The following is a 24,240-nucleotide window of genomic DNA, read 5'->3' on the forward strand; positions in this document are numbered from 1 at the left end:
CTACTAGTTAACTAGATTTTCGACCTATTTTAGCTACGCTTAATACATTGCTCCTATGAGCATGACGAAGGAATATACATGAATTATTTACGCCGCTTTACTATTTTACAACGTCTTGCCATGTTGGTGAGCGTAGTAGTGATTGGTCTTATCTTTTTAAGCATATCAAGCTTAACGCAACAATATGAATCTTTAGAACAAGAACAATACATCAAAACCCAAAACTTAGTTGAATCAGCTCATAGTATTATTGAACATAACTATGCACTTTTTAAAGAAGGAAAGCTCAGCGAAGAGCAAGCAAAACAAGCTGCCTTACAAACTATTTCTGCACTACGGTACGACAATAACAATTATTTTTGGATAAATGACTACCAACCCGTCATGGTGATGCATCCATTTAAACCAGAACTAAATGGTAAATCACTTGCGGGCAGTAAAGATCCTGATGGCGTACTGTTATTTGTCGATATGGTCAATATTGTCAAAAAGCAAGGTGAAGGATTTATCCCTTACAAGTGGCCAAAGCCTGGGAAAGATCAGCCCGTCGATAAAATTGCCTATGTTAAAGGCTTTGCTAAGTGGCAGTGGATTGTTGGCTCAGGTGTCTATATCGATACCATTGAAGAGGCATTTGCTTCACTGCGAAACCACGTCATTATCACTGCCGTGATCATTATCGCCCTGTTAACTGCGCTCAGTTATCTCATTGCAAATAGCATTTTACGACCAACGCAGCTTGCCGCTAACATGATGAAAGATATTTCCCAAGGAGAAGGCGACTTAACTCAGCAACTTGATGAAAATGGCAATGATGAAGTGTCACGGTTATCGCGCTACTTCAATCTTTACACCGCTAAAATGCGTGAATCGCTCAAGCATGTTGCACATAATGCACAACAGGTGAACCAATTCGCTCACAATGTCGATGATGCCAGTAAAACCAACCTGTCATTTATAGAACTTCAAAATGACAGTTCAACTCAAGTGGCTACAGCAATGGAGCAAATGACACACCAAATCCACGATGTCAGTCAAAATGCCGAACAAGCTGAACATGCAGCCAATGAAGCATCCCATAACGCTGAAAATGGCAAGCAAGTGTTAAATAAAACCATCACAGCTATAGAAACACTGTCGCATAATATTGAGCAAGTCAGTCAAGCGACCGCAGACCTTGCAGCCGAAAGTAACAATATAGGCTCTGTACTTGATGTGATACGCAGTATCGCCGAGCAAACTAATCTACTGGCGTTGAACGCAGCTATAGAAGCAGCTCGAGCTGGTGAACAAGGCCGCGGCTTTGCGGTTGTCGCTGATGAAGTGCGCACCCTTGCTAGCCGCACCGGCAAGAGCACTGATGAAATTCAAGCTATGATCAGTAAATTACAAATCGGTGCTCAAGCCGCTGTTGATGCAGTATCAGCAAGTCAACAGCTTTCAAGCGATACCGTACTACAAGCGAGTGAAGCGAACGCATCGTTGACAGAAATTGAGCGCTTAGTGAGTGTAATTAAAGACATGAATAGCCAGATAGCACGCGCCACAGAGCAACAAACAAGCGCAGCAGATGAGGTAAATTTACGAATCAATGAACTTTCACAGTCCACCGAGCAATCCTTATCAAATACTCAAGGATTATCAAGTGACAGTGAAAACTTAAAGCAAAGCTCCCAAGCATTAAGTGATGTTGTAAACCGCTTCAAGCTCGACTAACGACAAAAAAACCCGCATGATGCGGGTTTTTTCTTAATCTAATAACTTACAAACAATAACGTGCAAATAAGCTGCTAACTGTTGCAGCGGTTGGCTTGCCGTGTTGCCAGTCACCGCCTTCTACACCACTGCCCGCAATATCCATGTGCACATACGGTAATGGTTGCGCTGATTCAGTGCCATGCTTATCTAAGCCACCAACAATCGCCAAGAACGCCATTGGAAATTGGTGACCACGTGCAGTCACTGCAGAAGCTGCATTATTACTTGATAATACATCATCAGCTAACGTGCGCGGCTTAATAAAGTCATAATCTTCACGGCGGCTACGAGAAACCTCTGCAGCATCGGCCCATAAGTCGCCTAAATCAGCAAGTTTACGTGAAATATTAGCCTGACGTGCGGGGCCATTTTCAACATAAGCGCTGTAAGGACCCATGGCTCGTGCTGCGTGACCAGTTAGAGTTGCCACAGTGAATAGCTCAGGGTTTACTTCGTTTAATGCGCGGTCTTTCATTTCACTTAGTAAGTCACCCATTGCTAAACGCCCCTCTGCATCCGTATTGCCAATACGCACACGCACACCTTCACGACTTGTAATGATTTCATCTGGAACAAAGCAATCAGAACCAATCGAATTACGAACCACGGCTAAATAAGCAATCACTTTTACCCCTTTTGGAGCATAGTCTGCCACTGACTTCATAAAGCCAGCTACCGAAGCAGCACCGCCTTTATCGCGGCTCATACCTGCCATAAAGCCACCAACTTTAAGGTCTGCACCACCGGTATCGTAAACTAAACCTTTACCAACAAACATCAAGGTACGCTCAACGTCGCCTTCAGGTACATATTCTAGTTTCACAACGCGTGGGTGATGGCGCTCAACAGCGTAAGAAGCACGTGCTACCGTGCTCATCATTGGGTAATCTTTATCGATAGTGTTGATATCTGAAATCACCTCAACAGATACCTTGCTGCCTGCAAATAACTCAACACAGTAATCTGCAAAACGTGGTGGTGCCATGCGCTCAGGCTCCGTACCACATAAATCACGCGCAGCGTATTGACCCGCTGCAATCGCATTCACAGCTTTCGTTGTTTGCTCATTTGCGCCAATAAGACTAATTTGACTAATAGGCTCAATGGATTGCCCATGAAATTCTCGCGCTTCAAGCGGTTGCCACAATGCCTGACATGCACCTAAAAAAGCCACTTCAAGTGCATGTTGATAACGCCCATCTTGGCTTGCTTGTGGTAAGTACAAAGCTGGTTTAGTGCTACCTGATGCTTTGGCTTCTAATATACCTTGCTTTGCAGCATCAAAATAACGACGTACATCGTCATAGTCGCGATTAAGTGGACCTGTCGGTGCTAAAATTACACGTTTAGAATCAATCACAAGTAACGTAACTTGCTTACCAATACGTGCATCAACAGCTTGATGTGTAGTAATTGCTTGACTTAAATTTTGATCAGCTAAAGAAGAAAAGTCATCACTGATAATAATTAATGCATCGTGATCTGCATCAGCAATCTGAGGTGCTGAAATTGCATGAGGGTATGCCATAAAAAAGGTCCTGCTGTTAGAAACATAGGACCGTATTATCATTGATTTGGTCAGCTATTGCCAGCCAAGCAAATTAAGCTGCTTTATGGCTGGCAAGCTAAGTTTACTGCTCTGTAACTTGCTTATTATCGTTACGATGCTTAACGATCACAGACCACGCTTCTAACATCACCAAAACGCTAATTACAAGCACTAAAACATCAAGAGTAACTAACAGCCAGTTACCTTGCTGATAGTATTCACCCAGTTTGATTACGCCAGCAAAAAACGCCATCACTAGCACAAAGCTCATCGGGATCAATGTATATTTTGCAGGACGGTTCGCTTTAATTAACATCACAGAAATAACCAGTAACGTTAAGCTTGCAAGGATCTGGTTAGTAGAACCAAATAGAGGCCAAATAATCATACCGCCACTGCCATCAGCACCACCAGCACCAAAAGCTAGCAGTAAGCAACACAGCACAGCAATTAAGGTTGCAATCACACCATTGCGAATAATACTGATGTTATAAATATCACCCCATTCTTGGATAATATAACGCTGCAGACGCACACCCGAATCCATCGTTGTACCAGCGAATAACACAACCATCACGGCAAGTAATGTTGAAGCTATCTCGTTTGACAAGCCCCAGCCGCTTTCAATTAAGTTAGCACCGCCATTAATAAATGCACTGACACTACCAGCCCCTAAATGACTGTAAATTTCATGCCACTCTTCAGGCGAAACAGCAAGCGCAACACCACTTACCGCAACTAGGGTAATCAACGCTAGCATGCCTTCGCCCACGGCACCTAAATAACCAACAAAACGGCCATCGGTCTCTTTATTTAGCTGTTTAGAGCTGGTACCCGATGACACGATACCGTGGAAACCAGACACCGCACCACAGGCAATAGTAACAAATAGCAACGGAATAATACTTGGCGTATCCACCGCAGTTTGGGTATTAAAAGCAGGTGCTGTGATATCTGGCATAGAAATAAATACCGCACCATATAGCAGGACTAAACCAACCAGTAATTGCATACCATTAATAAAGTCGCGTGGTTGCAGCAGCATCCATACAGGTAGAAGTGAAGCGATAGCAGCATAAATGAATAAAATAATAATCCAGTTCGCATTTGCGCTTAAACCAAACATTTCGTCAGGTAAAGCAATTGGCATTCCGCTTCCTAGATAAATGGTGTAATAAAGTATCCCCACACCAACAAAGCAAAGTGGGATTAAAGACACTTTACGTCTTAATAACTGACCAATAACTAAAGCAACAACAATGGCAGCCCAAGCAGGAAAAACAGCATTTGGTTGTGATACAAATGACTTGGCAATAACAACGCCAAATACAGCGTTGACCATTAGCAGTACTAAAAATACCACAATCATAAATAACGCACGGGTGCGTTTGCCTATTACCGTCTCAGACAGTGCCCCCATCGACTTGCCTTTATTGCGGGCACTGGCCCACAAAGCGCCCATGTCATGCACACCAGCGAAGAAAATAGTACCAAATACAACCCAAAGTACAGCAGGTACCCAGCCCCAGTATACAGCAATCGCTGGGCCGACTATCGGCGCAGCACCTGCCACTGAAGTAAAATGATGGCCCCACAACACAACCTTGTTTGTAGGCACATAGTCAACACCATCTTCAAGTTCATGAGCGGGTGTGACAAAATTATCATCCATTTTGAAAATCTTCTCGGCGATGAATTTCGAATAGAAAAACCATCCGAACAACATACCGATTATTCCGAGCAGCACGATCACGACCGATTGCATAGTCATCTCTCTTATTTAGTTATAATGTTGTCTTAAGGAGGTGTATAGAAAGATTCAGCACCCCACCAAACACTATCAAAATTTCAACCACCAAGGTGTTAACCTTTAGTCTAATATACTAAGCTGAAAATGCTCATGAGATTGACTCTTTATTCCAACCCCTATTCCCAATAAACGCACTGGTTGGTCTTTGCCTCGCTCATACGCTTTACTTAAAAGTTCTGAAAATATGCTTTTATCTAATTGGTGATGACTTTGATCAGCACTGGTTACTACAAAGTTCGCAAACTTCACCTTCACCGATAATTTGTTGATACGGTTATTTAATTGTTGTTTATCAAGGCGGCGCGTTAATTCATCCATTAAGGAGGGTAATTGGCTTAAACATTCATCCAAATTAGTTTTATTGTACTCATAGGTATGCTCAACACTCAGTGATTTACGCACTCGCTCTGTGGATACCTTACCAATGTATTCACCCGCACATTTTTGATATAGAGAAACGCCAAAATTTCCAACATGCTGCTGCATCCAGTTAACACCCTTAGCACACACATCAGCCCCAGTATAGAGCCCCTTAAGTTGCAGCTTTTCTAAAGTCACCTTGCCCACACCTGGGATTTTACCCAGCGGCAATTGTGCCAAAAAGTCATCGACTTGCTCAGGTAACACGACAAACTGGCCATTAGGCTTGTTTTCATCGCTGGCGATTTTGGCAATAAACTTAATTGGCGCAACGCCAGCTGATGCAGTCAGGCCTGTCGTATCATAGATTTCTTGACGGATTTGCTGTGCCATAAGCGTAGCACTGCCTTTACAAGCGGTGCTGTCAGTTACATCAAGATAAGCTTCATCAAGTGATAAGGGCTCAATTAGGTCGGTATATTTAGCAAAAATAGCGCGTATCTGTGTGGAGATTTCTTTGTAAACATGCATTCGCCCAGGCACAATGACCAGATCAGGGCACAATTGTTTGGCATGGTAGTTAGACATTGCCGAACGCACACCATACTGGCGAGCAATATAGTTAGCTGTAGAAAGCACCCCACGACGACTATTACCGCCAATTGCTAACGGCACACTTGCCAAAGCGGGGTTATCACGCATCTCAACGGCTGCATAAAAGCAATCCATATCAATGTGAATGAATTTTTTCATCAGGCATATAACAACTGTTTATTTATACAGTCATTATTATGTAATCTGCCTAATTGTGCAAGTTATGAGGTTTGACTTGAGTGCTCAGACGCTTTTTTACGGTTAAATAATCGATAGCCAAATAACCAAAATGCGCCTTCAAGTAAAAAACCGACCACAATTATAGCGATAAAACCTGACATTGTGCCCATACTGTAGCAGAGTAAAGCAAGTGCTAGTACGATGAACAAGGCTATCCACTTCATTATCCTCACTGTTGTTTGCTGCATAATAAAATCCTTTATTGTGTCTTCTATATGAGCCACACTTTACGTAAGCGTGAACTATTAAAAGTAGCACAATTTGCTGAAATTTCTAATTTCCTTGAGCTAAAAGCAGCATATTGCTAACCTAAGTTTTCTCCAATTAATGAAGATTTACTATGCAATCGTTTATAGAACAACATCCTATCAGAACAAAAATTAATGTCGCTTGGGGTGAAATGGATGCCCTGCAACATGTCAATAATGTGGTCTATTTTCGTTATTTCGAAACAGCTCGGATCGACTTTTTTACCCAACTAGGTTTTCTTAAAGATTTACAAGTAACAGGTGTAGGCCCTGTGATCAGCGAAAACAACGCCCGCTATAAACGCCCAGTGACATTCCCTGACACAGTTCATGTTGGCGTAAAGATTAGTGACATTGAACACGATCGTTTTATGATGCATTACACTGTATTTAGTGAAAGCCAAGACGCTGTCACCACCATTGGCTCATCACAAGTCGTTATGTTTAATTTTAAAACGGGTAAAAAAGCCCAGTTAAGCGATGAGCTATTAACTGCACTCAAAGCCCATTCTCACGATTAACAAGGAACTAATATGCTTTATAGTCCACTTGGCCGAAGTGGTATTGATGTTTCTCGTGTCTGCCTAGGTAGCATGACATGGGGCATGCAAAATAACCAAGCTGATGCCAACGAACAAATTGCTTACGCGCTAGATAAAGGGGTTAACTTTATCGATACAGCAGAAATGTATGCCGTCCCCCCCTCACCCGACACATACGGAAAAACAGAAGAAATTATTGGTAATTGGCTAGCTCGTAACAAAAACAAGCGTGATAACCTTGTTATCGCAACTAAGATTGCAGGCAATGGATTATCTTGGGTGCGTGATGGCGGCGACATTACTCGTCAAGCTGTGATTGACGCTGTTGATGCGTCATTGAAACGCTTACAAACTGATGTTATCGATTTATACCAACTTCACTGGCCAAATCGTACTTCGCCACATTTTGGCAAGCAATGGCCTGGTATAGTCCGTTTTTCAGATGCCGACACCGAGCAAAATATAGCGGGTATGCTCGATATTCTTGAAGGTCTGAATGACTGTGTAAAAGCCGGTAAAATTAAACACTGTGGTTTATCAGACGACACGCCTTGGGGCATCAGCCAATACCTGCGTTTAAGTGAGCAGCATAATCTACCGCGCATGGTTTCTATTCAAAATGAGTTTAGCCTACTGCATGCCAAAGATTGGCCTTATTTAATAGAGCAATGTATTCACGAAGATGTTGCTTACCTGCCTTGGTCACCACTAGGTGGCGGTATGCTAAGCGGTAAATACTTAAATGGTAATCGCCCAGAAGGAAGTCGTTGGACCTTGGTACAACGTAATGGACTATTCAGAGACACAGTGCAATCACAGCAAGCGATTGCAAATTATGTGGATATTGCAAAAACCTACAGTGTAACACCCGCACAGCTTGCCCTTGCGTGGTGTAATCAAGTTGATGGGGTCTGTTCAACGATTATTGGGGCAACCTCGATGAGTCAACTACAAGACAATATAGCTGCTTTTTCAATTGAGTTATCAGAACAAGCTATCACTGATATCAATAATGTGTTTAAACAATACCCGCAACCTTTCTGATATTTAAAGCTTCTGACTGAATAAGTATTAACACCTAAAAATTAATACTTATTCAGTAATTTACTTAACAACCCGTTATATTTTCAATACTTTAGTGTATAGTTAACATAAGTAATTTTGAAAACGGGTACTCAATGAGTAAGCATATGAAGTTAAAAATTTATACTGTTTTAAGCTTATTTTTAGCTCCGTTGACTCACGCCTCTGAAACCTTATCAATTACTTGGCTGGAAAATGACAGCAAGCCGTTTTATCTAGAAAAAAACGACAAAAACCAATACGGTGGTCTGTGTAATGAAATTACAGATATGCTCATCGAAGCACTGCCTAACATTAATCACAGTAAAGTATTACTACCGCAAAAAAGAGCTGGGAAGTACCTCGATGAAGGTCATATGGCGTGTTACTCTTGCATGATTCATCGGGAACAAAAAACTAAGCGTGCGACTTACTCAATCCCCACCACGGTTTACCCTCCTTTCACAATACTGAGTACTCATGAGCAAGCAAAAAAGATAACTCAAATTCATGGTAATCCCGTATCTTTAATTTCATTACTGACTGACTCAAGATTTATGTTTGGGCAAAACGATGCTCGTAAATTCGGGAGCAAATTTGAAAAAATAGCTAAAAATACCAAGCTATATGAAAGTGCAGCGCTTAGTAGCACAGGTAGTCATCCGAGTTACGCTATTCTTTCGCAACTTCAGCATGGTTATATTGATTACACAATTGATTATCCGTTTGTTGCTGATTACTACAATCAAAAAAATCAACAATATATAGAAAAGCTAACCATTAGTAATCCAAAGCAAAGTATTATGCTTGGCGCGATTGGTTGCTCAACAAGTGCTCCAAATAATTACGCCGAAAAAGTACTCGCTGAAATCAATCATGCATTAAAAACGAAAGTATTACCCAGTGAGCGCTACCAACAGAGTCAACGAGTATGGTTAGAGCAAAACTTTGCAGATTTTTCGTCACAATATGAGCGCTTGATATTAAACCCAATCAAACAGCCAGCCACTGGTGAGACAACACCTCACTCTGTTCGTCCATAAGCACCACTTGGAAAGTTGAACCAGATTCAACCTCCCCAACTCCTTCAGGGGTGCCGGTCATAATGATATCGCCGTCTTCGAGATCCAGAAATTCACTGATTTCAGATAAGATTTTCTCGGCATTATGGAGCATTAATTGTGTGTCACCATACTGAGCAGGCTCACCATCTATCAGTAAACTAAACTGATAATGCTTGGTATCATTACATGGTACGAAGTCACTAAAAAGAGCGGCACCATTAAATGCCTTGGCGCGCTCCCAAGGTAGCCCCTTTCCTTTTAAAGTGGATTGTAAACGGCGCTTTGTTAGGTCAAGCCCAAGTCCTACACCTGCAAGCTGTTTATCTTTAACTAAAAAGCACAACTCCGTTTCATAATGTAACTGTTCAGCACAATGAGTAGCATGAAGCGTATCTGACAAAGCACTATTGGGTTTAATAAATAACACCATACTCGTTGGCGTTTCATTATTAAGCTCTGCGATATGAGCGGCATAATTTCGGCCAACACAAACCACTTTACTTGGTGTGACTAACTCATTTACAAATTTAACTGCCTGCATGCTGGTCTCCTTGATTTGCTTCTATGTGAGTAATTTTTCAATTATTGCTAAAAATAGATACATTTGATACTAGGATGAAAAAATATGGCTAAAATAATATCCATAATAACATGAACATACATATTAATTGCGAGTATAAAAGTTATTTTTATTGACGATTGTTTTACTTTCTAATAACTTATTGTAAGCGGTTACATTTATAAAAATCGGGTTCGGCGATTTTTTTTGCAATAAAATGTAAGCGCTTACATTAGACAACAAACACAAAAATAAAACCAAATCTGGAGATTTGCATGAACCACACACAATTCAAGAGAAAGCAGCTTGCCATTAGCCTATCTATGGCAATGGGTTTAAGCGCGCTAGTTCCTCACTCAGCTGTCGCCGAAGAACAATCCGACAAAGCAAGTGATATTGAAGTTATACAAGTATCGGGGATTCGCGGTAGCCTTGTAAAATCAATGGACATCAAACGCCAATCTACGGGTGTTGTTGATGCAATCACTTCAGAAGACATTGGTAAGTTCCCAGACACGAACCTAGCCGAGTCACTGCAACGTATCACCGGTGTCTCTATCGACCGAAGTAACGGTGAAGGTAGCAAAATTACCGTGCGTGGTTTTGGTCCTGAGTTTAATCTAGTGACCTTAAACAATCGCCAAATGCCAACAACCGGCGGACGTTCATTCGATTTTGGTGACATCGCAACAGAAAGTGTAAGCGGTGTTGAAGTGTATAAAACAGCGCGTGCCGACATCCCAAGCGGCGGCATTGGCGCAACGGTTAATATCACGACTGCAAAGCCACTTTCAAATCCTGGTTTACATGCTTCTATCGGTGCAAAAGCCGTTCACGATACATCAAATGAAACTGGTGATGATATAACACCAGAATTATCAGGCATTTACAGTAATACGTTTAATGATGACAAATTTGGTATTTTAATCTCAGGTTCAGTACAAGAACGCGATAACCGCGAGCAATCAATGGCGGTTGATAACTGGATCCCAAATGTCGATCTCTCTACTTCACCAAACTTAAGTGTAACAGACAACAATCAACGTGCAGACGGTACAACTTGGTACCCGCAAAATGCGGGCTACGCTTTCTCCGATAACTCGCGTAAACGTACCAATGGCCAACTTGTACTGCAATACGCACCGAGTGATCGCGTAACGACAACCCTTGATTACACTTATTCAAAACTAGAATTTGAAAAAGACGGCCGTAGTTTTGGTGTATGGTTTAACAACGGGGGTAATGTTAGTTCTGCAACGATTAACGAAAATGGGACGTATACTAAGGTTAGCGAGTTCGGTGGAGATTACTCAACGAACCTCAACCGGGGTGCAACAACCAACGAAAATAAATCACTTGGTTTAAATATTGATTGGCAAGTAACCGATACTTTAAATATTGAGTTTGATGCTCATAACTCATCAGCAGAAACCGCGGGGGTTGGCTTAGGTCATGATGCCTTTATGATCATTGGTAATACCTCATGTTCATGGTGTGAAAACCCGACTGTTAATATCGATGAAAAAATGGCTGATTTTAGCCAAGGCGAAATACCGCTAATTGATATGACATTAACCAATGGCCAAGCAGAGCTTCTGCCAAGTGATATGGGAACGCTATTTGCTGGGGTTAATAAAGATACGAACACAAATGATCTTGATCAGTACCAGTTAAAAGGGACTTGGTTAAACGAAAATAATAGCGCCCTTACAAGTATCAATTTTGGTGTTTCACATACCAAAATTGACTTTAGAACCACACAAGCTTATTCAGAGCAACTTGCTGCTGGTTGGTGGTTAAACTCAGCTGATTGGTACAATGATGACCTGTTTACTCGTGTTGATAGTTCAGGTTTATTAGACGGCTTCTCAGGCGGCGGTAACGATAAGCTATTAAACTACTACTACGATGCTGACTTTGATGAGATAGTCGCGATTGCCCAAAGCATTGACTGTGACCACCCAGATGGCGGCATTGGCGCATGTAGCTGGCCTGCTGAATTAAATGGTATGGTGCAAGCTGGGCCGATTGATAATGATCATCGAGTAAGCGAAAAGACCCTATCATTCTACACTCAAGCAAACTTTGAAACTGAGTTTAACAATATGTATGTCACCATGGCAGTCGGTTTACGCTATGAAAAAACAGATGTTAGTTCGCAAAGCCTAGAAAAACCTGCAACAGGTATTACCTGGGTTAATGGTAATGAGTGGTCATATAACTTTGGTGAGCAGGCTTTCGCAAGTGGTGAAGGTAGCACCAGTGAATTTTTACCAAACTTAGATATTAATGTTGAAGTGACAGAAGATGTAATGGCTCGCTTTTCGTATAGCCGAACACTCGCTCGCCCTCCGGTTGATTCACTGCGTTCAACAACCTCATTCTTAGGTAACCCAAAAGTAGGTCAACGTAAAGTGGCTGTGGGTAACCCTGACTTGAAACCATTCGTCGCTGACAACATAGATTTATCACTTGAATATTATTATGGCGAAGGCAGTTACCTATCTGCAGGTTACTATCGTAAACAAGTTGAGAATTTCATTGTTAACATTACAACCCAAGAGACCATGGGAGATATTCGTGACCCATTCCTTGGCGAGCGTGCTGATCAAGCGCGTGAAGACTTAGCTGCAGAAGGAGTAACACCTTCTGACCAAGCTATTCACGATAAAATCAATGAAAATCAAGGAACTGAGCAAGGAACAGGTATTACAGGCATTGGCACTGATCCACTAACAATCTTTGATGTGTCTCGCGACACCAATGTGGAAACAGGTAACCTTTGGGGTTGGGAGCTGGCAGCACAACATATGTTTGGTGATTCGGGCTTTGGTATTGCCGCCAACGCGACTTTCGTATTCGGTGATGTTGAAGCAGACCGAGATGCGATCGGCTATCAATTTGCTCTGCCTGGCTTAAGTGATTCAGCTAACTTCTCTGCTATTTATGATTTAGACGGTTTATCAGCTCGTGTTTCTTATAACTGGCGTGATGAATTCTTAACAGGCTTTGACCAACATGCTTCACCAATCTTCACTGAGTCTTACGGCCAGTGGGATATCAACGTGAACTATGCAGTAAACGAGAACCTAACGGTGTTTGTTGAAGGTCTAAACCTAACAGATGAAACGCAGCGTACCTACGTTCGTTACTCTGAGCAGCTGTTACGTGCAAACCAATACGGTGCGCGCTACAACATCGGCTTCCGCTACTCGTTCTAGCATTTTGTTGTCAAAAAAGCCGCTCAACAGCGGCTTTTTTTTTCACAATTATGCTAGTTTGTCTATATAGCATTTGAGGTAGCCTGGAATATGCAACACAAAGAAGTAAAAAAAGTCGTCATTTTAGGTGGTGGTACTGCAGGTTGGTTATCTGCAGGGTTAATTGCTGCCCAACCCCATTTAACTCACAACGCACAGATCACCCTGATTGAGTCGCCAGATATTGCCACCATTGGTGTCGGTGAAGGTACTTGGCCGACTATGCGACAAACCTTAAAAACCATCGGCATTAGCGAAAGTGAATTTATTCAACGCTGTGATGCGTCTTTTAAACAAGGTTCACGCTTTGATGGCTGGTGCGAAGATGAAGGTAACACACATTATTACCACCCGTTCAGCTTACCTGTTGCGTATCAGCAATTAAATATTGCACCTTACTGGTTTGCTAACAAAGATGCGGTGAGTTTCAGCCACGCAGTGGCAAGCCAAACCTACTTGTGCGATCACCATAAAGCACCGAAAAACCACTTACATAGCGCCTATCAAGGTGAAGCAAACTATGGCTATCATTTAGATGCCGGTAAGTTTGCCATGCTGCTACAACAGCACTGCACAACAAAACTAAACGTTGAGCATATTGTCAGTCATGTTGAACGCATTAATAGTGATGAAGATGGCTATATTAGTTCATTGCAAACCCGCGATCATGGCGCTATTACGGGTGATTTATTTATTGATTGCTCAGGCACCCACGCAAAGCTGTTACATCAACATTACGGTATCGAACTAATCGAGCAACAAGATGTACTATTTAACGATCGTGCTGTGGCCGTACAGGTGCCTTATTTAAACCCGCAGCAAGAGATCCTGTCTTATACCAAAGCCACTGCGCAAGATGCTGGTTGGATTTGGGATATCGGCTTACAAAGCCGCCGTGGTCTGGGTATGGTATACTCAAGCCGCTTTGCCAGCAGTGAAGATGCTAAACAAGCGCTTAGCCAATACATTGCAAAATCCCAACCCGATACAAACCAAAGTGAACTAACCTTTCGTGAAATCAGCTTTACCCCGGGCTTTAGACGCCGTTTTTGGTATAAAAACTGTTTAGCTATTGGTATGTCTGCAGGCTTTATTGAGCCACTTGAAGCCTCAGCGTTAGTCATGGTGGAGCTTGGCCTGAATAACTTACTTGCTAATTTCCCAACACATCGTGCCGCAATGCCGACACTAGCCAAGCGTTTTGATGAGCAGTGCCATTATCGCTGGCAGCGTATTATTGAATTTTTAAAGCTGCATTACGTGTTGTCAAAACGCACTAGCCCCTATTGGCAAGCCCATAAAGAAGCAAACTCAATCCCAGAGCAGTTACAAGAAAATTTAGCACTGTGGCAATATCAAAGTCCATGGCTAAACGACTTTGACCGCGCTCAAGAAGTTTTCTCTGCGGCTAGTTACCAGTATGTACTTTATGGCATGAAACAACTACCGCAATTTCCAGCTCTAACAATGCCTTCAGCGATTGTTGAACACTTTAGTGCTAACCAACAACAAGCCAAACGCGGATTACAACAACTACCAACGAACCGCGAGCTGTTAAATCATATTCAGCAATTTGGCATACAACCTATTTAATCTCAGCATTAGGAGGCCCAATGGCCAATCATGTATTACTTGATAACATCAGCCATAAAGACCTAAAAGTGATCACCACACGCGGTGCTAACTGGGGCGATAATATTAGCTGCGCTACCGTATTCCCAAGTGAGTTTGCTAAAGTTCAAGCAAATCAACCCATCGTATTTCGTAAGCACCCTCAAACAGGCCAATTTGAAGCCCTCGCTTTATTTGGTTTTGAAAATGGCGAGAACTTGTTGCTTAACGAACAAGCCGAATTACAACTGAGTTACTTACCACTGAGTATGCAGCGCCAGCCATTTTTAATTGGTCAACAAACCCAGTATAACAATGGCATTCCTGAGCAATCACTGGTGGTACATATTGATTTAGACAGCCCACGTATAAGCACACGCGATGGTGAAGCCATTTTCCTTGAACATGGTGGGAATAGCGATTACTTAAATCATATTGCTCAAGTACTTAACGCGTTACATCAAGAACACCAAACAATTAATCAGTTTTTTGAACGTTTACTAAGCGTTGATTTACTCGAAGCGTTTAGCATTGAATATGCTCAAAAAAATGGTGAAAAGGTCACTGTAACTGGTTTCTATACCATTAACCAGCAGGCACTAAATAACTTAACTGCAGAACAACTCAAGCAGTTACAACAACAAGGTGACTTGCAGGCTATTTATATGGTGCTGGCATCAATGGAACAAATTCCTCATTTGCTTGATAAAAAGTGGGCTAAGCAGTAATGTTTGTGGCTGCGCCAATAAAAGAATGCCATGCTTCCAGCATTGCTGATCTTAAACTGTTTTTAGCTGAGCAAACTGAGCCACTGGTAATAAGAGATCTCTGTGCTGATTGGCCACAAGTCATCGCGGCTAAACAAGGCTCTAAAAGCGCCTTGGACTACCTTTTAGGCCTTGCCAATCACGCCCCAGTACGTAGTTTTAGCAGCGACGCTATTCATCAAGGTCGTTATTTTTATAACACTGATTTCTCGGGGCTTAATTTTTCACAGCAGGCCGATAATCTACTTTCTGTGCTACAAAAATTAGCACTAAAACTGTCGCAAACCGACTGTGATTCTCTATATATGGGCTCTACTGCTGTGGAGTATTGTGCTCCTAGCTTTAGCCTTAAGAACCCATTAACAGTGACCGATTATAACTGCCTAACAAGTCTCTGGGTGGGAAATCATAGCCAGATTGCGGCTCACTATGACAATGCTGATAACCTAGCCTGTGTTGCTGCGGGTGAGCGCACTTTTACTCTATTGCCAACTGATCAGGTCAATAACCTTTACGTTGGCCCACTCGAATTTACACCCGCTGGGCAAGCGATTAGCTTGGTTGATTTTAATAATCCTGATTTCAGCCGCTTTCCGCGCTTTAAAGAGGCTGTAGCAAAGGCGCAATCAGCCACCCTTGGCCCTGGCGATGCTATTTATATTCCAGCACTTTGGTGGCATCAGGTGAGCGCAACCAGTCCGTTTAATGTATTAGTAAACTATTGGTGGCGACAAGCCCCAGAGTATTTAGCAAATCCATTTGATGCCATGCTGCACAGTATGCTGGCAATTAAAGACTTACCAAACAAGCATAAGCAGAAATGGCAGCAACTATTTAATCATTATGTGTTTGCTGATGGTGTGGATTTAGCAAGCCACGTTGCTGAGCCTGCGCAAGGGATATTAGCGGATATCGACGAACTAACGGCCAGAAGAATAAGACAGCTATTACTACAAAAGCTCAACCGATAGAATGAACCAAAAGCCAGCGGATGCAACGAGTTCGGCGAAGCATCTGCAGGCTCTTGGTTCATAATTCACTTATACCAATCCGCTTAATTAAGTGCTCTGTTATTGCGCAATGGTATTACCCTTTATTTGTACTGCTGATGGCTGTGTTGTTGCGCAGCCAATACCTGTTTCACTATTTTTACTACATTGAAAAACACGTACGTAATCCACCAGCATTTGCTTAGGGTAACCTGTAGAATCAACGCCTTTGTCATTCACATTGGCTGGCCAGTTTCCGCCTACTGCAAAGTTAAGAAGTAAATGAAAACGCTGATCAAACGGAGCAAAGCCGGTATTTTCTATAAACGAGCCGTCTTGTTGTTGTGATGTTGAATACCACTGGTCGTGACGAAACGTTGCATAGTGAACATCATCAACATACCAACGAATTTCATCTTGCTGCCATTCAAGGGCATAAACATGAAAGTTATCAGCTGGGTTATCTGCTTCACTGAAGCGGTACGGCGTACCACTGTAAACATTTTTGGGTGCAGGACCACCGTAATGCAAGGTGCCGTGTACGCGTGTCTCAAGGCTGCCTGCTGGCGCTGTTTTGTCATCAGTAAGCGTCTTTAAATTAACTGCTTCCATGATGTCTATTTCGCCTGATGATGCCCAGCGACCATAATGCCAGTCTGTCGGTAACATCCAAATTGCTGGCCACGCACCTTGCCCTGCTGGCAATTTAGCGCGAATTTCAAACCGGCCGTATCGCCAATCTGCTAAGTTTTTTGTGCGTAAGCGTGCAGAAGTAAACGGCTGAGTTGCTTGTTTTTCTCGCTCAGCATCGCTGCTCACTTCATCGCTATTATGTAAAGGCCCAGTGTATTGCTCTTGGCGAGCAACAATATGCAATATGCCATCTTTAACAAAACTGTTTTCGCTACGCGCGGTATAACATTGCTGCTCATCATTACCGCCACCTCGACAATTTACTTCGTGTTGCCACTTAGTTAGGTCGAGATCATTTTGCGAAAATTCATCTTGCCAAACTAACTGCCAGCCTTCTCCTAGGCTGGCTTTAACAGGCGCTGGGGTTTGCTGACAGGCACTAAGCGCACCTGTTAGCAAAATAACAGCATACGATTTTACTGACATGAGAGCGTTGCATCCTCAGTGTGTGCGCTCGTTACTGATAGTTTAGCAATTGAGACTTGCCATGCACCTTCAGTGGCTAATTGCCAAGGCGAGAATACTTGCCCAAGCTGCACACCTTGCTCAGCAAAGCAGCTCAAGTCTACAGTTAGCGTTTGCCAATCATGTGCTGCTTTAAGGTGTTTGCTAATATCAAATTGACCGCTACAGTTTTCACCACATTGCATACCTAGCATTAGCGGCGCATCAGCAGCTTGGTCTACCTTAATTTGCATTTGCAGTTGACCCGCTTTTTCAACGTATGAACGTAAATCCGATGGGAACGCCGCCATTAAACGAACCGCAGCCACTTCTTTACCATTAAAGCTGATTGCGCGCGCATCTTCTTGTACGTCTTTATCAAAGGTTTTTACGCTAACAGCATTAAGTGCTGCACGGCTACTGGTCATGGCTTGTCGCTCAGAACCACTTTGTAGTTGCAGTGACCACGGTGCTTTTACGGCACGTTCAAATAAGACTAAGTCTTCTAATTTAGCAGCGACGTGTGATTTTTCGCTTAAGTCATCCGCTAATGTATTTTTATCTTGATACGTTAAGCCAAAGCCATAAGGCAATAGTGGCGCGTAATCTTTATCGCCACGGTTTTCGTTACCTACCGGGTTATTTGGCCATGAGAACGATAACTTACCTTTAAAGTCATGATTAATAGTGCCATCTTGTTTTTTAAAAATAACATCGCTGATTGCATCACCTTCACTCCCTGGTAACCAAGTTGCGACAAATGCATCGCTGGCATTAAGCTCAGCATTCACCCACATTGGACGACCACTAATAAATAACGACACCACAGGAATACCGGCATCTTTTAGCTTTTTAAGCAGGGCTAAATCTGTTTTATTACCGCGTTGGTATTCAAGGTTATCTAAATCACCATTGCCTTCTGCATACGGTTGCTCGCCAAACACCACAATGGCAACATCTGGACGGGAATCAAACTCACCGTTTAAGTCATAACTAACTTGCCCGCCCGCATGCTCAACCGTTTGTTTGATCCCATCCAAAATAGAAGTCCCGCCTGGGAAGTCACTATTCTCATTACCAGTACCCTGCCATGTGATTGTCCAACCACCTGACTGCATACCGATGTTATCTGCACCCTGACCGGCAACTAATACATTTGCATTTGCTGATAGCGGTAGCAACTGCTGTTTATTTTTCAGAAGAACCAGTGATTCACGGACCGCTTGTTTTGCAACTGCACGATGTTCTGCACTGCCAATGATCTCTGTTTTACCAGAAAGCGGACGCTTAGCAGGGCTTGGCTTATCAAACAAACCTGCGCGCATTTTTACACGTAAGATACGCGTTACTGCATCATCGATGCGGCTTTGTGCAATTTCGCCACTTTTAACTTGCTTGATAAGGTTTTCGTAAAGTGGTTTCCATGCATCTGTCGGTACCATGTACACATCAAGACCGGCATTTGCTGCTTGCGCACAGTTGCCATTAGTACAACTCGGAATTTGACCGTGGCCGTTCCAGTCACCAACAACAAAACCATCAAAACCCATTTTGCCTTTTAGTACGTCGGTAAGTAGGTATTTACTACCGTGAATTTTTTCACCATTCCAGCTGTTGAATGACGCCATTACGGTTTGTGCACCCGCACCTAAACCGCCAACATAACCTTGCGCATGAATATCAAATAATTCTTGCTCAGATGCCGTGTTATTGCCTTGGTCATCACCGCCTTCGGTACCGCCATCACCTAAAAAGTGTTTAACCGTACTGATCACACGCTTATCTGATAAGAAGTCATCATCAACCGCACCTTGCAAGCCTTTAACAATAGCTGCCGAGTATGCTTTCACAATTTCAGGGTCTTCAGAATAGCCTTCATAAGTACGACCCCAACGGTCGTCACGAACAACTGCGACTGTTGGTGCGAACACCCAGTCAATACCTGTTACCATTACTTCTTGCGCGGTAGCGGCTGCAATTTTTTCAATTAACTCAGGGTTGTTTGTTGCACCCAAACCAATGTTATGCGGGAATAACGTCGCACCAATCACGTTGTTGTGGCCATGCACGGCATCGGTGCCCCACATAGTCGGGATTGAGCTGCCATCAAGGGAGTCATCAATTGAGGCTTGGTACATTTTTTCAGCAAGCTCAATCCAATCTGCGGCACTGGCGTGTTTATCATTATTTGGGAATGCACCACCGCCATTGAGGTAAGAGCCAAAACCGTATTTACGCATATCTTCAACGCTAATATCACGAATTTCTGGCTGGATCATTTGCGCAATTTTTTGCTCAAGGGTCATATTTGCCAGCATTTTTGCTATTTTTGCTTCCATCTCTGGGTTTGCAGCAATGCCTGTTTCGATATTTGGCCAAATTTCTTGCTCAGTGCTCACGTTTGCCACCTTGTCTTGCCCAGTACAACCTAGCATGCTGACGCTTGCCATCACTAACGAACAAAGAGTGACTGTTTCTTTCAATTTCATTTTTGCACCTATGAAGTCTGAGTTGATACTTTTGAGCCAACTAACGCAAAGTAAGTTATATATAAGTAACAGGCGATAGGTAAGAACAACGCCATTTGCACGCCAACAGAATCGGCTAATACGCCTTGCAGTAATGGAATAATTGCGCCTCCTACAATTGCTAAGCATAAAATACCTGAGCCTTTTGAGGTGTATTTGCCAAGGCCATGTAATGCTAGGCTGAAAATTGTTGGGAACATAATCGAGTTACATAAGCCAACCAGTAAAATAGCCCACATAGCAAGGCTCCCCTCACCTGTCATAGCAATTGCAACAAGTAGTACGGCAAGTAAGCCATGACATGCCAACACCTTACCTGCATTAAATTTTTGCATCACAGCAGCTCCAATAAAGCGACCCACCATGGCACCTGCGAAATAATAACTAATGTAATGAGCGGCTTCTTTTTCTGCGAGGCCAGCAATGTTATCTAAGGTCAGAAAGCCCACCAAAAAGCTACCAATCGCCACTTCTGCGCCCACATATACAAAGATACCGATGGCACCTAAAATCAGGTGGCGATAACGCCAAACGCTACCTAAATCAACAAAGTCTTCTAAATCTTGTTGTGCTGCTTCACTATCGCTTTCTTTACCTAATTTAGGCAGCTTTAGAAATGCAAAAATTACAGCAAGTACCAATAAGCTGGCAGATAACATTAAATAGGGAAATTTTACTTGCTCCGCAGTGGCTTGACTTACTTCAGTTAAAATTAACCAACCGCCAAAAATCGGCGCGACTGTGGTGCCTAATGAGTTAAATGCTTGTGTCATAGTCAAACGTGACGAGGCTGTTTTTTGCGGGCCAAGTACACTCACATAGGGATTTGCTGATACTTGTAAAATAGTGATACCAGAGGCTAGTACAAACAAAGCCAGTAAAAATAATTCGTACACATGGGCAACAGCGGCGGGATAAAACAGCGCACAACCAATTGCTGCTACCACTAACCCAACGACAATACCAAACTGATAACCAATACGACTTACCAACTTGCCAGCAGGGATCGACATCACAAAATACGCACCAAAAAAGCAAAACTGTATAAGCATGGCTTGCGTATAATTAAGCGAAAACATTCCTTTTAGGTAAGGGATCAAAATGTCATTCAAACAAGTGATAAACCCCCACATAAAAAATAATGTGGTCAAGGATGCCAGTGCAAAGTGTTGCTTTGGCATTGCCCCTTGACTCGCGTTACCTGAAACAGGCGTTGAAACATGGGCCATAATTTTATTCTCTAGTTATTTATATTTTTCAGTTTGTTACATTAGTTATAGTGCTAAGTAATGAAGAATAAAAAAGCAAAAAACTATTGCAACATAAAATGTAAGCGCTTACATTTATAACATATTAATCATATATAGCAATTTATTTGCAATAAAATTGTAAGCGCTTTCACAAATTGTAACTCTGCATTTTGGTTTGTCTTACAAAAACAATGCGAAGGACGACTCATAACTGTGTATAAATCAATTTCTCTTTTGCCAGACTCATTTTTACTCAAACCTGAATTTACTTTTGGTGTTGCGACTGCGTCGTTTCAAATTGAAGGCGCACGTGAACAGCGTCTCGATTGTATCTGGGATACGTTTTGTGAAAAGCCTGATGCAATTGCCGATCAAAGTCATGGCGATGTCGCATGTGACCATGTTGCACGTTGGCAACAAGATGTAGACATGATTGCTGACTTAGCCGTAGATGCTTACCGTTTATCAATTTCTTGGCCACGGGTCATGAATCGTGATGGCACGATAAACAAACAAGGTATGGCGTTTTATGTTCAGTTATTAACGGCGTTAAAAGCGCGTAATATTAAAACCTACGTCACCCTATACCACTGGGATTTACCACAATACCTTGAAGATAACGGAGGTTGGTTAAATCGCGATACAGCCTATAAATTCAAAGAATATGCCGAACTTGTTACTCAACACCTTGGCCACTTAGTCGACTCCTTTGCAACCTTGAATGAGCCCTTCTGTAGTGCCTACTTAGGTTATGAGGTGGGTGTGCATGCACCGGGGATAAAATCGCAACAAGCAGGCCGACAGGCGGCTCACCATTTACTACTTGCCCATGGCCTTGCCATGCAAGTATTACGTAAAAACTGCCCAGAAACAGAAGCAGGTATCGTGTTAAACTTCAGCCCTGCTTACCCTTTAACAGCGGATGATAAAAAAGCCGCAGAACTTGCCGATCAATACCATAACCAATGGTATATCAAAGCGGTTTTAGAAGGCACATATCCTTCTTTATTTGATGAGTTGGCTGCAAAGGTTAAACCGACTATCCTTGCTGACGATATGACCATTATTAGTCAAGCCGTCGACTTTATTGGCGTTAACTACTATACCCGCATACACTACAAAAATACCGTTGATGGCTGGTTTGAAGAAGCAAGCCTTACCAATATTCGTGTTACCGATATGGGCTGGGAAGTTTACCCACAAGGTTTAACTGAATTGCTTGTATCACTAGATCAGCAATATGATTTGCCAAAGATGTATATCACTGAAAACGGCGCAGCCATGGCCGATACCCTAGAAAACGGTGAAGTGAAAGACATTGAACGCGTTGATTATTATCACACCCACTTAAATGCGGTCTGTGATGCCATTCGACAAGGCGTCGACATTCAAGGCTACTTTGCGTGGAGTTTAATGGACAACTTTGAATGGGCATATGGCTATGAAAAACGCTTTGGATTAGTTTACATTGATTACCAAAGCCAGCAGCGCATTTTAAAAGAAAGCGCAAAACAATACCGTGCGCTGCTAAAACAGCGAAAAAAATAACAATAAACGAGAACACACATGCTGACAACAAAAGAGAAAGTAGCCTACGGATTAGGTGATACCGCAAGTAACATTATCTTTCAAACAGTGATGTTATTTTTAACTTTTTTCTATACGGATATCTTTGGCATTTCACCTGCTATTGTCGGCACCTTGTTTTTGGTGGTGAGGATGGTTGATGCAATTACCGACCCATTAATGGGCGCATTAACCGATGCAACACGGACTAAATGGGGAAGTTATCGCCCATATTTACTCTGGCTAGCCCTACCATTTGGGGTGATCAGTATGATCACCTTCACCACGCCAGAGTTACCTGAATCTGGTAAAGTAATTTACGCCTTTATCACTTATACTTTGCTAATGCTGGTTTACACCGCCATTAATATTCCTTATTCAGCATTGGGGGGAGTGTTAAGTGGCGATCCTAAAGAGCGCGTATCGATTCAATCTTATCGTTTTGTGTTCGGCATGCTGGGCGGCCTAATAGTTAGTGCCTGTACCTTACCGTTAGTAAACTGGTTAGGAAAAGGTGATAACGCCACAGGCTATCAACTCACTATGGCCTTGATGAGTGGCTTAGGCGTCATCTTATTCTTGATTTGTTTTCGCTTCACTAAAGAGCGCGTTACAACCCATAACAGCTCATCATTGAGTTGGAAAAACCGCATCGACACGCTTTGGCAAAATGGCCCATTTAAGGTGCTGTGCTTAGCTGCACTTATGCTGTTAACTAGTATGGTATTGCGCACAACGCTTGCAATTTACTATGTAAAATACGTACTTGGTGAAGCAGAGCTAGTCACTTACTTTGTCACTCTCGGTATGATAGGTAATATTCTAGGCTGTGCGTGTGCAAACCCGTTAAGTAAACGTGTTGATAAGAAAACTGCTTATATTTTTTTGCAATATATCTCTGCGGCAATTAGCTGTGTGGCATTTTGGTTACCAAGCGAACAACTGATTCTTGCTTTTATTGTGTACTTTTTATGGTGTTTTTTCACACAAATGGCGACCCCACTACTGTGGGCTAAAATGGCCGACACGATTGATTATGGTCAGTGGAAAACCGGCGAACGACTAACAGGGCTTGTCTACGCGAGCGTAGTATTTTTTATTAAGCTCGGCCTTGCCCTTGGTGGTGCTATCGCTGGTTGGTTACTCGCATTTTACGGTTACGAAGCGAATACTGAGCTCAGTGAGCATACGCTGTCAGGCATTTTAATTTCATTTACGCTTTATCCAGCAATTGGCAGCGTGCTTGTCGCTTTAATCATGAAGAGGTATATTCTTGATAATCAAACCGTTGAGCAAATCAGTGCCGACTTATCATTAAAACGTCATCCATAATTGGGTTTTAAAAA

General features: G+C 42.6%; 18 protein-coding genes. 10 read left to right on the forward strand and 8 right to left on the reverse strand.

Annotated features, from left to right (window positions below; genetic code table 11):
* Positions 1-78: 78 nt before the first annotated feature.
* On the forward strand, positions 79-1,716 hold the full coding sequence (locus L3V41_RS16615; RefSeq protein ID WP_193988381.1) for a methyl-accepting chemotaxis protein: 1,638 nt from the start codon (positions 79-81) through the stop codon (positions 1,714-1,716).
* 46 nt (positions 1,717-1,762) lie between these two features.
* Here the strand turns inward: L3V41_RS16615 and L3V41_RS16620 are convergent, their stop codons facing one another.
* From L3V41_RS16620 to L3V41_RS16635, 4 genes are all read right to left on the reverse strand, one after another.
* The gene (locus tag L3V41_RS16620) at positions 1,763-3,286 is read right to left on the reverse strand and encodes a leucyl aminopeptidase family protein (RefSeq protein ID WP_237114858.1); all 1,524 of its coding nucleotides are present in this window, start codon (positions 3,284-3,286) and stop codon (positions 1,763-1,765) included.
* 103 nt (positions 3,287-3,389) lie between these two features.
* The gene (locus L3V41_RS16625; RefSeq protein WP_062570182.1) at positions 3,390-5,072 is read right to left on the reverse strand and encodes a carbon starvation protein A; all 1,683 of its coding nucleotides are present in this window, start codon (positions 5,070-5,072) and stop codon (positions 3,390-3,392) included.
* A gap of 105 nt (positions 5,073-5,177) precedes the next feature.
* Positions 5,178-6,230: a DNA polymerase IV gene (dinB, locus tag L3V41_RS16630; RefSeq protein WP_062570181.1), complete on the reverse strand. Its 1,053-nt coding sequence runs from the start codon at positions 6,228-6,230 to the stop codon at positions 5,178-5,180.
* A 62-nt stretch (positions 6,231-6,292) separates the two neighbouring features.
* Positions 6,293-6,499: a hypothetical protein gene (locus L3V41_RS16635; protein WP_228074411.1), complete on the reverse strand. Its 207-nt coding sequence runs from the start codon at positions 6,497-6,499 to the stop codon at positions 6,293-6,295.
* A gap of 152 nt (positions 6,500-6,651) precedes the next feature.
* Here L3V41_RS16635 and L3V41_RS16640 point away from each other — a divergent pair, with 152 nt between their 5' ends.
* From L3V41_RS16640 to L3V41_RS16650, 3 genes are all read left to right on the forward strand, one after another.
* Positions 6,652-7,080 carry a thioesterase family protein gene (locus L3V41_RS16640; protein WP_062570179.1) on the forward strand — a complete coding sequence of 143 codons (429 nt, stop codon included), beginning with the start codon at positions 6,652-6,654 and terminating at the stop codon, positions 7,078-7,080.
* Between the two features lie 12 nt (positions 7,081-7,092).
* The gene (locus L3V41_RS16645) at positions 7,093-8,145 is read left to right on the forward strand and encodes an aldo/keto reductase (RefSeq protein ID WP_237128116.1); all 1,053 of its coding nucleotides are present in this window, start codon (positions 7,093-7,095) and stop codon (positions 8,143-8,145) included.
* Between the two features lie 146 nt (positions 8,146-8,291).
* Complete coding sequence (locus tag L3V41_RS16650) at positions 8,292-9,206, forward strand: ABC transporter substrate-binding protein (RefSeq protein ID WP_157066226.1); 915 nt, start codon at positions 8,292-8,294, stop codon at positions 9,204-9,206.
* Here the strand turns inward: L3V41_RS16650 and L3V41_RS16655 are convergent.
* The gene (locus L3V41_RS16655) at positions 9,157-9,768 is read right to left on the reverse strand and encodes a fumarylacetoacetate hydrolase family protein (protein ID WP_237128117.1); all 612 of its coding nucleotides are present in this window, start codon (positions 9,766-9,768) and stop codon (positions 9,157-9,159) included. The genes L3V41_RS16650 and L3V41_RS16655 overlap by 50 nt on opposite strands.
* 293 nt (positions 9,769-10,061) lie before the next feature.
* Between L3V41_RS16655 and L3V41_RS16660 the strand changes: the two genes are divergently transcribed.
* The 4 genes from L3V41_RS16660 to L3V41_RS16675 all read left to right on the forward strand — a co-directional run bounded on the left by L3V41_RS16660 (position 10,062) and on the right by L3V41_RS16675 (position 16,395).
* Positions 10,062-13,007 carry a TonB-dependent receptor gene (locus L3V41_RS16660; protein WP_237128118.1) on the forward strand — a complete coding sequence of 982 codons (2,946 nt, stop codon included), beginning with the start codon at positions 10,062-10,064 and terminating at the stop codon, positions 13,005-13,007.
* 90 nt (positions 13,008-13,097) lie between these two features.
* Positions 13,098-14,639, forward strand: a complete 1,542-nt coding sequence (locus L3V41_RS16665) for a tryptophan halogenase family protein (RefSeq protein WP_237128119.1) — start codon at positions 13,098-13,100, stop codon at positions 14,637-14,639.
* 20 nt (positions 14,640-14,659) lie between these two features.
* Positions 14,660-15,385, forward strand: a complete 726-nt coding sequence (locus tag L3V41_RS16670) for a SapC family protein (protein WP_062570173.1) — start codon at positions 14,660-14,662, stop codon at positions 15,383-15,385.
* A 5-nt stretch (positions 15,386-15,390) separates the two neighbouring features.
* Positions 15,391-16,395, forward strand: coding sequence for a cupin-like domain-containing protein (locus tag L3V41_RS16675; RefSeq protein ID WP_237128120.1), 1,005 nt, complete (start codon positions 15,391-15,393; stop codon positions 16,393-16,395).
* A gap of 99 nt (positions 16,396-16,494) precedes the next feature.
* Here L3V41_RS16675 and L3V41_RS16680 read toward each other — a convergent pair whose 3' ends face one another.
* From L3V41_RS16680 to L3V41_RS16690, 3 genes are read right to left on the reverse strand one after another with little or no spacing between them, the layout of a single operon-like run.
* The gene (locus tag L3V41_RS16680) at positions 16,495-17,532 is read right to left on the reverse strand and encodes a glycoside hydrolase family 16 protein (protein ID WP_062570171.1); all 1,038 of its coding nucleotides are present in this window, start codon (positions 17,530-17,532) and stop codon (positions 16,495-16,497) included.
* Positions 17,523-20,039, reverse strand: a complete 2,517-nt coding sequence (locus tag L3V41_RS16685) for an exo 1,3/1,4-beta-D-glucan glucohydrolase (RefSeq protein ID WP_237128121.1) — start codon at positions 20,037-20,039, stop codon at positions 17,523-17,525. Before L3V41_RS16685 ends, L3V41_RS16680 begins: the two co-directional genes overlap by 10 nt.
* Positions 20,040-20,047: 8 nt before the next feature.
* Entirely contained in the window at positions 20,048-21,307 is a 1,260-nt protein-coding gene (locus L3V41_RS16690; protein ID WP_062570169.1) for a sugar MFS transporter, read from the reverse strand.
* Between the two features lie 234 nt (positions 21,308-21,541).
* Here L3V41_RS16690 and L3V41_RS16695 point away from each other — a divergent pair, with 234 nt between their 5' ends.
* Both L3V41_RS16695 and L3V41_RS16700 read left to right on the forward strand, forming a co-directional pair.
* Complete coding sequence (locus tag L3V41_RS16695) at positions 21,542-22,876, forward strand: GH1 family beta-glucosidase (protein WP_237128122.1); 1,335 nt, start codon at positions 21,542-21,544, stop codon at positions 22,874-22,876.
* Between the two features lie 18 nt (positions 22,877-22,894).
* A complete protein-coding gene (locus L3V41_RS16700) occupies positions 22,895-24,226 on the forward strand; it encodes a glycoside-pentoside-hexuronide (GPH):cation symporter (RefSeq protein ID WP_193988372.1) in 1,332 nt (443 codons plus the stop codon).
* The last annotated feature ends 14 nt before the right edge of the window (positions 24,227-24,240 follow it).

It is taken from the genome of Pseudoalteromonas sp. L21, assembly GCF_021728035.1.
Taxonomy (GTDB): domain Bacteria; phylum Pseudomonadota; class Gammaproteobacteria; order Enterobacterales; family Alteromonadaceae; genus Pseudoalteromonas; species Pseudoalteromonas arabiensis.